Source organism: Mesorhizobium sp. BAC0120 (genome assembly GCF_033542235.1).
Taxonomy (GTDB): Bacteria; Pseudomonadota; Alphaproteobacteria; order Rhizobiales; family Rhizobiaceae; genus JAWRCU01.
In genome coordinates this window covers 150,358-159,978 of record NZ_JAWRCU010000013.1, presented here as the reverse complement: position 1 = coordinate 159,978, position 9,621 = coordinate 150,358, and the positions used below count along the sequence as shown (strand labels likewise).

Here is a 9,621-nt window from a genome sequence, read left to right as displayed (position 1 = left end):
TAATTATGACAGTAATGCTGTCCTAAATTCGGTATGACAGAAATCCACAAAGCCAGCAAGACCGATTCGCGAATTTTTTCACTCAATTGCGACGGGAACTTTCGTAAGGAGTCGCCTTGCCGCAATTTCGTTGCGCATCAGCTTGCCCGTCCTGTGGTGCCGCGCAAACTTCGCCGGCCCTTGAGTGCGTGGTCGAAAGCAGCCATTGTCCGCCCGGTTTTTGAGACAATGAATGTCGGAACGATCATGATTTTTGCTTCGGACAACTGGGCAGGCGCCCATCCCAAGGTCACGGCGTCGATCGCCATGCATAGCGGCGGCTTCGTGAGCGCCTACGGCTCGAGCGACCTCGACAGGCAAGTGACAAAAAAATTCAGCGAGATCTTCGAGCGTGAGGTCGCGGTCTTCTTCGTCGGCACCGGCACGGCCGCGAATTCATTGGCCTTGACGCTTGCGAACAAGCCTGGCGGCGTCGGCTTCTGTCACACTGAAGCGCACGCCCTCGAGGATGAATGCGGCGCGCAGGAATACCTGGCAGGCGGGGCTCGTCTGCGCCCCGTCGGCGGGGCGCTTGGCCGGATCGACCCGGAGAAGCTGGAGCAGGTGATGACCCGCTTTGCGGGGGACCCCCTGCATGCCGGCCGGCCGATAGCGGTGTCCATTACGCAGGCGACCGAAGTCGGCACCGTCTATGGGCTCGACGACATTGGTGCGATCGCCAGGGTCGCTGGCAAGCGCGGCCTGCCGCTTCATATGGACGGCGCCCGCTTCGCTAACGCGCTGGTGGCGCTCGAGACGACGCCGGCCGAGATGACCTGGAAACGCGGCGTCGACATCCTCTCCTTTGGCGGCACCAAGAATGGTTGCTGGTGCGCCGAAGCGATCGTGCTATTCGACACGGCGAAGGCGTCCGAGATGGCCTTCATCCATAAGCGCGCTGCACAGCTCTTTTCGAAGTCGCGCTTCATCGCCGCGCAGTTCGCCGCCTATTTCGAAGACGGACTGTGGCTTGAGACCGCCCGGCACGCAAACTCGCTTGCTGCGCGGCTTGCCGGCCATATCCGCGCTTCGAAAAGGATACGGCTTGCCTGGGAGCCTCAGGCCAACGAGGTCTTTGCTATCGCCTCGACGGCGGAACGGGAGCGGCTGACGAAGAAGGGTGTCGCCTTCCACACATGGCACACACCGCAGGGTTTCGAGGCCGAGATCGGCGATGGCGACAAGATCTGCCGCTTCGTCACCAGCTTCGCGACGACCGCGGACGACGTCGACGCGTTCGGAGAGTTGATCGGCTGAAACCTGGTGGACAGAGTGGCGTGGCGATCCCACATGAGCACACGCTGCTCCAGTCCAGAACAAAAGCGGCGCCCGAAGGCGCCGCTCTGGACCGGAAGTCGGAAAACGACCGTCAGGCCGCCTTGGCTTCGATCTGCTTGGCGTTGGCCTTGTCACTGGTGATTGCGATCTTGCGCGGCTTCAGTTCCTCCGGAACCTCGCGCTTGAGATCGATGTGAAGCAACCCGTTCTTAAGGCTGGCGCCGGTCACTTCGACATGGTCGGCGAGCTGGAAGCGGCGCTCGAAAGCGCGGGCGGCAATACCGCGGTAAAGCACTTCCTTGCCTTCCTCATCCTTCTCTTCGCCCCGCTCGCCCTTGACGGTCAGTACATTGCGGTGGGCCTGGATAGAAATCTCCGGCTCGGAAAACCCGGCGACCGCCATCGAGATGCGATAGGCGTTCTCGCCGGTCCGCTCGATGTTGTAGGGCGGATAGGTTTGCCCGTTATCGGGCGTTCCGAGAGTGTCGAGAAGCGAAAAGAGACGGTCGAAGCCGACGGTCGAACGATAAAGGGGGGCAAAATCGACGTGACGCATGGTTCTGTTCTCCTGTGAGCAACAAGTTTGCGTTTCGATCCCTCGCGGGAAGACCCTGAATGGCGACTCCCTGGAACCGCGACCCCTAGCGGCGGTCGCAATGTTGATCTGGGTCTTCGTCCTTTCGATTTCAAGGGACTAGGGGAGTAGGGGAATACGGGAGTAGGGGAATAGGGCTCAACGGGCTCTTACGAATGCGGCCGCAGCGTTCCGTGATGACCGCTAATTAGCCCGCCGATCCCGAATAACTCCCCTACTCCCTTATTCCCCTACTCCCCTCTCTCATCCACCTTCCCTTGCTTTCGCCATTTCGCCTGCCTATCACCGGCAATCATGCTTCACACGCAGCCTATGCAGAGCATCTTGCATGAAACTCCCGGCAATCCCGCACCCGAGAAGCCGGTTGCGGGCTTCCTGGCCACACGGGACGGCCTGCGGCTGCGCTATGCCCATTTCGCCGCCACCAGTCGTCCATTGAACGGCACCGTCGTCGTTCTGCCCGGCCGCAACGAGTGCATCGAAAAATATTTCGAGACGATCCGCGACCTCAATGCCCGCGGCCTTGGCGTAGCGATCATCGACTGGCGCGGCCAGGGCGAGTCGGACCGCATGCTGAAAGACCCCGAGCGCGGCTACGTCGACAGCTTCCGAGATTATGTGCGCGACCTTGAGCAGTTCTTCCAGCAAATTGTGCTGCCGGACTGCCGCGGCCCATTTTACATGCTGGGCCATTCGACCGGTGCGGTGATCGCGCTGCTTTCCACGCCTTCCATGGTCAACCGCTTGCGCCGCATGGTGCTGATCGCACCGCCACTGGCGATTGCGGGATTCCCCTTCTCCATGCGCACCATCCATCGCATGGCCTCGACGCTCTACGCTGCCGGCCTCGGCGGCATGTACATGGGAGGCGGGCGACGCCCGCGCGAGGCAAAGCCGTTTTCAACCAATGTGCTGACCACGGACCGCCGCCGTTACATGCGCAACCAGTCTGTCTACGAAACCTGGCCACAGCTCGCGCTGGGCGGCCCGACAGTAGCCTGGGTGCGCGCCGCCTGCATCGCATCCGAGGCCGTGCAGGGCGAGGATTTCATCGCCAGGTTGCAAATCCCCACGCTATTCATCGCCGCCGGCGCAGATGCTGTCGTCTCCACTCCGGCGATCGAGCGCTATGCACGGCGGATAAGGTCGGCGTCGGTGCTCACGATCGACGGTTCCCGGCACGAGATCCTGCAGGAGGCCGACATCTACCGCGAGCAGTTCCTCGCCGCGTTCGATGCTTTCGTGCCGGGGAGCGAAGTGTAGGGCAGTAGGGCAGTAGGGCAGTAGGGCAGTAGGGCAGTAGGGCAGTAGGGCAGTAGGGCAGTAGGGCAGTAGAAAGCATCCCGTCCCTCCTGCTGCCCGCAAGTCATTTTTCGTCGTCGCTGGCCGCGTCCCCTACTCCCCTACTCCCCTACTGCCTTATTGCCCTACTGCCCTATTGCCCTAGCCGTTCAAAATCTCCATTGCCGCCCGATGCAGCTCCGGCGTTGCCGCGGCCAGGATATCGCCGCCCTTCTCGGCCGGGCGGCCGTCGAAGGTCGTCACGACGCCGCCGGCCTTCTCGATGATCGGGATCAGCGCGACGATGTCATAGGAATGCAGGCCGGGATCGGCAACGATATCCGCATGACCTGCGGCGACCATAGCGAAGGCGTAGCAGTCGGTACCGTAGCGTGCGAGCCTGACCGAGCTTTCGAGCCGATCGTAAAGTGTCCGCTTGGCATCCTTGTAAAGTGCAGGCGTCGTCGTGAAGAGCGTCGCATCGCCAAGCCGCTTGGTCGCTCGCGTCTTGAGAATGCGCGGCCCGCCCGGCCCTTCATAGTGCGAACCCGAATCAGTCGCGTAGAACAATTCACCAGTGAAGGGCTGCGACATCAATCCGGCCACCGCTTCGCCGTCGACCGTGAGTCCGACAAGCGTGCCCCAGACAGGAAGGCCGGAGATGAAGGCGCGCGTTCCGTCGATCGGATCGATGACCCAGACATAGCGGCTTCCAGCATTCACAGCACCGTGCTCCTCGCCAAGCACACCGTGATCCGGAAATTCGTGTAAAATCAAAGATTTGATCGCCCGTTCCGCTTCGCGGTCAGCCTCGGTGACTGGATCAAACCCCGCCGCCCTCTTGTTGGACACCGCGCCTTCGGCCCTGAACCGCGGCAGCGTCTCGGCTGCAGCGGCGGCGGCGATGCGCCGCATGAACTCCGCCGTCACATTCATTTCTGGGACTCTTTCACTGATGCAGGAATGCCACGCTTGTGGCGAATCGATGCGAATTTATCATTCTTCCTGAAAAAGGGGCGAGCGCGCCTTGACATTTGTGCAGCGCACAATACCCTTATCCACGGACGGATTGTTCTGTCCATGCCCTCCTTGGGCGTTTCCTCCCTAGACTTCGACCGCGTCGGCAACGGCGCGGTCTTTTTTATTCTCTGCTTCAGAGTCTATTGCCCGGCCGGTGGAAGCGCGGGCATTCATCCTCCTGCAGCCCTTTGTTTTCTTGCATGGGTTTATCCGAAACGCAGGCAGCCTTTTTCAGCGCCGAGCCTCGGATCATGCTCTACTCGGCCGCAAGCGGCAGCTCGGTAAAGTGGCAGTCGGGGATCGCCATGAGGTCGGCGACGAAGCGAGTGAGATCGTCCGCGAGCGCATCGAAGCCGCTCGATTTCTGGAAAGTACGCTCGTTCATGTAGAGACCGCGGTTGACCTCGACCTGCAGCGCATGCAGCCCCCGGGCCGGCCGGCCATAATGTTCAGTGATGAAGCCGCCCGCATACGGCTTGTTGTGGGCTACCGTGTAGCCCATCCCGATCAGCAGGTTGATCGCATGCTCGGTGAGCGCGGCCGAGGCCGACGCGCCGAAACGGTCGCCGACGATAAAATCCGGTCTCACGCCATTGTCACCGACGCGGATGCTGGCCGGCATCGAGTGGCAATCGACGAGCACGGCGAACCCGAAGCGCTGATGCGTCGCAGTAACCAGCCGTTTCAGCGCCTCGTGATAAGGCTTGTATACTGCCTCGATGCGGCCGATAGCCTCAGCCAGCGGCAGCCGCCCCGAGTAGATATCGAGACCCTCGCCCACCAGCCGCGGCACCGTCCCGAGACCGCCGGCCACCCGCGCCGAACGGATGTTGGCGAAGGAGGGAACAGGCTCGGCGAACATGCGTGGATCAAGCTCCCAGGGCTCGCGGTTCACGTCGATATAGGCCCGGGGGAAGTTCGCAACGAGCAGTGGCGCCCCGAGTGGCACTGCCGCGCCGAACAGCTCGTCTACGAAGCAGTCCTCAGAGCGGCGGATCGTGTTGCGATCGAGCCGCGCCATTGAGAGGAACCGGTCCGGGTAGCAGCGGCCGCTATGCGGCGAGTTGAAGACGAAGGGTACCCTCTGGTCGGCGGATCGCCTGATCTCAAACGGCGGCAAAGCCGCAAAATCATCGGCCGGCGTCATCCGGCCTGTCCGAGTGTAACGAACCACGCGCTCATGAACCGACCGTGCCACCCTCGCGCCGCCCTGTCCAGTCCGCCGTTGGAAGTGGGTTCCTGGATAGGCCAGTGCAAAGACCGTTCACTTGATGTTTACCCTCCGCTACTCATATACAGAACATGGTTAATAGGCCGCATCGCGGCGCTTTTCTGGTGAGTCGGACGGGAATCCATGGCGCGAATTCTCCTTGCAGAAGACGATGACGACATGCGTCGCTTCCTGGTGAAGGCGTTGGAGCGGGCCGGCTACGACGTTTCCGACTTCGACAATGGGGCGAGCGCCTACGAGCGCCTGCGCGAGGAGCCCTTTTCCCTGCTTTTGACCGACATCGTGATGCCGGAGATGGACGGCATCGAACTGGCACGCCGTGCGACCGAAATCGACCCCGACCTGAAGGTGATGTTCATCACCGGCTTTGCCGCCGTGGCGCTGAACCCGGATTCGAAGGCGCCAAAGGACGCCAAGGTCCTTTCAAAGCCGTTCCACTTGCGCGACCTCGTCAACGAGGTCGAGAAGATGCTGAAGGCTGCCTGACCACATCGTGTTCATCGCGCGGCAATTGCCTCCAGAATTCCCGTCTGCCGGCTATTGACGGCTCCAGCATGAATGTGGTGTAAGCCCCCGCGTCGAATGGGCGTGTAGCTCAGCGGGAGAGCACTACGTTGACATCGTAGGGGTCACAGGTTCAATCCCTGTCACGCCCACCATTCGCCACCGATATCGCAACTACAGCTAAGCTCGCTTCTGGGCGCGCCGTGTTTGCGCGCGCCGCTCAATCAGCTCCGCCCGAGCTCTTCCAGCGCGTCTCGCAAAGGTGCGTCGGAAATATAGATCAGCCCGAGATACGGGTTGGCCAAGTCGACGATCAGAAAGACCGCCCCGGCGACCGACAGCGAGCATACGAGCAACACGAGCACGACCGTCGAGTTGCCCGGCGCGAAAAGGCCGAATGTTGCGAACAGCACGGCCAGCCAGAATGCCATCACAATCAGAAAGGGCCAGGGCAGACCTTCCTCGCCGGTCTCGACCAGGAGCCAGTGAGCTTCCGCGAGTTTTCCGCTGACATCGAGGGCCCGCGTCTGCAGCCAGTGCTGCGCATCGGTCTTCGGCGTCAATGACCGAAGGATTTCCTGGACTGGCTCGATGCCGGGATCGACCCTGGAATTATCGGCCCGTGCGCCGATATCGAAATCTCCCCATCTCTGATCGAGTCTGGCGATCACCAGTTGCTTAAGCCGGGTCCGAGCCTCTTGAGTTTCGGGACCATACTGCGCCATCACCCGGTCCAGCAGGACGAGATGACCAGCTGAAGCCCGCAGATCCAATTCGGCCCCGTCATAGTCCGACTTCGCGGACGCGATCAGAAGCCCAAGAACGAGGGCCGACAGGGTGCCTACCACCGCCGTGGCAAGCTTGATGACATCCCTGGATTCGGCGGTGAGATGCTCGTCCGGCAGGTGGGTGCGAAGCAGCATGCCGAGCAATGCTGCGCCGAAGAGGCATACGAATATGACGACGCTGAGTACGACGGAGGTCAATCGGTCGGCTCCAGGACTGTGCTTCGAAAGCTAGCTTATTCGTCCGCAGAATGCGACTTGCGGCATGATCCCAAACTACAGGTCAGCGCACCATAAAGTTGCTGACGTCCGGATCAGTTCAGGCTGCGAAAAGCAGTGAAAGTACGATGAATGAGCCTATTGCCTTTCGCGCGGGCGGCATGCTTGTGTGACTGGCCAAATTTGGTTCAACTTCAATTACATCCCGGTCGGCCATCCATGAACCCGTTATCGCCGAGTCTGCCTTCTGGGGCAGCGAATGCCGACCATTGTGCGTCAGTGTCCACCGCGGAAGCGGTGACACGGCGCTGCGGCAATCCGATCGTGTTCCTGACCTTGGTGCTCAGCCTGGTCATCAACATCGGCGCCGGTGGACTGCTTCTGCTCTATCTCGCCGCACTCGCACTCGTCTCGCGTCTGCGCCTGGTAGTGCAATCCTTCAGGAACTTCACCCTCGAGTTCTGCCGCTCCGACATCGGGCGAATGTATCTCGTCGTCTCGGGCCTGACGCTGATCGTCCTTTTTCTCTCCTTTTATCATCGGGAATGGGGAGAGCTCGAAGTCGCCCTGAAACGGTTCTTCATTGCTTACGTCGTGGTGAACTTCATCTGGAAATATTCGACAAGGCTGATCCTCGATGGTGCAGCGGTCGGCGCCTTGCTCGCCTGCGTCGTAGCCGTAGTGCAAGTGGTTTGGCTGGGGGCAGATCGTGCGGAAGGTCCAACCAACGCAATCAGGTTCGGAATGATTGCCGCACTGTTCAGTGCGGTCTCGCTGGCCGGCGCCATGTTCTCGATCGAGAGCCGCGTTCATTCGATGTTCTATGGAGCCGCCGGTTTCGGCGGGCTTGTTGCGACGTTCTTTTCCGGTTCGCGCGGCGCTCTGCTGGCGCTGCCATTCATGCTCGCTCCCCTCGCCCTTCGACTTGTCAGCGCTTGGAGCTGGCGGCGCCTTGCGCTGCTCTTCGCCTACATTCTCGTTGCATTCGCTCTTTTCGTATCGGATGGGGGCAAGCTGCGAACACGCACAGAAACGGCTCTGATCGCTATGGGCTTGCCCCAAGAGACGGCCGCCGGGCATGAGGGCCAATCTGCCCAGGAAGACCAATCTGCCCACATTCGGCGAGCCCTGTTGGTGGCCGCGTTTGACCTGTTTCGGAAGAACGTGTGGCTCGGAGCCGGTTATCTAGGTTGGACCGAGGCGATTGCCGGGGCGAACTCGTCACCCAATCCCGAAGACCGGCTCAAGGCGAACTTCAATCAGGCGCACAATCAATACGCCAACGACCTCGCCAAGGGCGGCCTGCTGAGGGGCGCAGCCGGACTGGCGTTTGTGCTTGTGCCGTTGCTCTTCTTCCTGCGGGCGCGACCCTTTTCCGATTGGCCAGCGACGATGCCAGCCCTTCTTGGGGTGATCGTCGTGCTGGGATTCGGGGCCTTTTCGCTTACCGAGTCCGTGATGGTCCTCAGCCTGCCGGCGTCGCTCTATTCCCTGCTGGTATTCTATCTGCTCGGTGCGAAGGAGGAGAGCTGGTCGAAATCGGCCTGAGACAGGGATCCCCGTGCGGCCGACATGTACGAGCTTGTGGATCTAGTCGTGCAGCACGAGCACATCGTCCGGCGAGAAGCTGATATCGGCTCTCTCGCCGACGGTCGGCGGCGGCGCAGCGGGATTGTTGAAGGTGTCGAGCGACACAGCGTCCGCGCCAAGCCCGACCTTCACGCGGATTACCGAACCGAGGAAGCTGACTTCCGAGATCTGGCCGCCGAGGCTGGCTTCGCGGCCCGGCTGGCGGCCGAGCGAAATCGCTTCTGGCCTGAGTGCCAGCGTCAGGCTGTCGCCGGATTTCGAGCCGTTGAGCTTGTTCTTCAGCATCACCTCGCCCTCGCCGACGCGGACCTTGCCGGAAGCGGCATCCGACACCGTGCCCTTGAGCACGTTGAGCGTGCCGACGAAATTGGCGACGAACCTGGTCGCCGGGCGATTGTAGATCTCGAAGGGCGTGCCGACCTGCTCTGCCCTGCCGCCATACATGACTGCGACGCGATCCGAGATGGACAGCGCCTCTTCCTGGTCATGCGTGACGAAGATCGTCGTGATGCCGAGCTTCTGCTGGATCGAGCGGATCTCCTCGCGCAGCGACACGCGCACCTTGGCATCGAGCGCCGACAGCGGCTCGTCCAGCAACAGCAGTTTCGGGCGCGGCGCCAGAGCGCGCGCGAGCGCGACGCGCTGCTGCTGACCGCCTGAGAGCTGGTAGGGATAGCGGCTTCCAAACTGGTCGAGCGGCAGCTTGATGATGTTGAGCATCTCGGCCACGCGCTTGTCTGCGTCAGCCTTGGACACGCCTGCAACCTTGAGGCCGAAGCCGACGTTCTGCGCGACGGTCAGGTTCGGGAACAGCGCATAGGCCTGGAAGACCATGCCGACATTGCGCTGGTTGGGCTTGAGCCGGGTCACGTCCTTGCCGCCGACAAGAATGGCGCCCGAGCTCGGCTCCTCGAAACCGGCCACCATCCTGAGCACGGTCGTCTTGCCGCAGCCCGACGGCCCGAGGAAGGAGACGAACTCACCGGGCGCCGCGTCCAGGCTGAAGTCCTGCACGACCATGTTCTGGCCGAATGACTTCCTGACATGCTGGATCGAGAGGAATGGATCGGCCATGGTCT

Annotated in this window: 9 protein-coding genes and 1 tRNA gene; 5 read left to right on the top strand and 5 right to left on the bottom strand. The window is 61.5% G+C overall.

The window, feature by feature from the left end; genetic code table 11:
* The first annotated feature begins 246 nt into the window (after positions 1-246).
* Positions 247-1,296: a low specificity L-threonine aldolase gene (locus tag SAZ10_RS25120; protein ID WP_318612131.1), complete on the top strand. Its 1,050-nt coding sequence runs from the start codon at positions 247-249 to the stop codon at positions 1,294-1,296.
* A 112-nt stretch (positions 1,297-1,408) separates the two neighbouring features.
* On the opposite strand, the gene SAZ10_RS25115 is transcribed toward SAZ10_RS25120, so the two are convergent.
* Entirely contained in the window at positions 1,409-1,873 is a 465-nt protein-coding gene (locus SAZ10_RS25115) for an Hsp20 family protein (RefSeq protein ID WP_318612130.1), read from the bottom strand.
* 351 nt (positions 1,874-2,224) lie between these two features.
* Between SAZ10_RS25115 and SAZ10_RS25110 the strand changes: the two genes are divergently transcribed.
* Positions 2,225-3,175, top strand: a complete 951-nt coding sequence (locus tag SAZ10_RS25110; RefSeq protein WP_318612129.1) for an alpha/beta hydrolase — start codon at positions 2,225-2,227, stop codon at positions 3,173-3,175.
* A 180-nt stretch (positions 3,176-3,355) separates the two neighbouring features.
* Here SAZ10_RS25110 and hisN read toward each other — a convergent pair whose 3' ends face one another.
* Positions 3,356-4,129, bottom strand: coding sequence for a histidinol-phosphatase (gene hisN, locus SAZ10_RS25105; RefSeq protein ID WP_318612128.1), 774 nt, complete (start codon positions 4,127-4,129; stop codon positions 3,356-3,358).
* Between the two features lie 340 nt (positions 4,130-4,469).
* The gene (locus tag SAZ10_RS25100) at positions 4,470-5,360 is read right to left on the bottom strand and encodes an N-formylglutamate amidohydrolase (RefSeq protein ID WP_318612127.1); all 891 of its coding nucleotides are present in this window, start codon (positions 5,358-5,360) and stop codon (positions 4,470-4,472) included.
* Between the two features lie 207 nt (positions 5,361-5,567).
* On the opposite strand from SAZ10_RS25100, the gene cpdR reads away from it, so the two are divergent.
* Both cpdR and SAZ10_RS25090 read left to right on the top strand, forming a co-directional pair.
* Positions 5,568-5,930 (top strand): cell cycle two-component system response regulator CpdR, encoded by a 363-nt coding sequence (gene cpdR / locus SAZ10_RS25095; protein WP_202312920.1) that lies wholly within the window; start codon positions 5,568-5,570, stop codon positions 5,928-5,930.
* Between the two features lie 98 nt (positions 5,931-6,028).
* A tRNA-Val gene (locus SAZ10_RS25090) sits at positions 6,029-6,103 on the top strand.
* A 69-nt stretch (positions 6,104-6,172) separates the two neighbouring features.
* Here the strand turns inward: SAZ10_RS25090 and SAZ10_RS25085 are convergent.
* Positions 6,173-6,934, bottom strand: a complete 762-nt coding sequence (locus SAZ10_RS25085; protein ID WP_318612126.1) for a DUF4239 domain-containing protein — start codon at positions 6,932-6,934, stop codon at positions 6,173-6,175.
* A gap of 297 nt (positions 6,935-7,231) precedes the next feature.
* Between SAZ10_RS25085 and SAZ10_RS25080 the strand changes: the two genes are divergently transcribed.
* On the top strand, positions 7,232-8,500 hold the full coding sequence (locus tag SAZ10_RS25080) for an O-antigen ligase family protein (protein WP_318612125.1): 1,269 nt from the start codon (positions 7,232-7,234) through the stop codon (positions 8,498-8,500).
* 42 nt (positions 8,501-8,542) lie between these two features.
* Here the strand turns inward: SAZ10_RS25080 and SAZ10_RS25075 are convergent, their stop codons facing one another.
* Positions 8,543-9,616 (bottom strand): ABC transporter ATP-binding protein, encoded by a 1,074-nt coding sequence (locus tag SAZ10_RS25075; RefSeq protein ID WP_318612124.1) that lies wholly within the window; start codon positions 9,614-9,616, stop codon positions 8,543-8,545.
* Between the last annotated feature and the right edge of the window lie 5 nt (positions 9,617-9,621).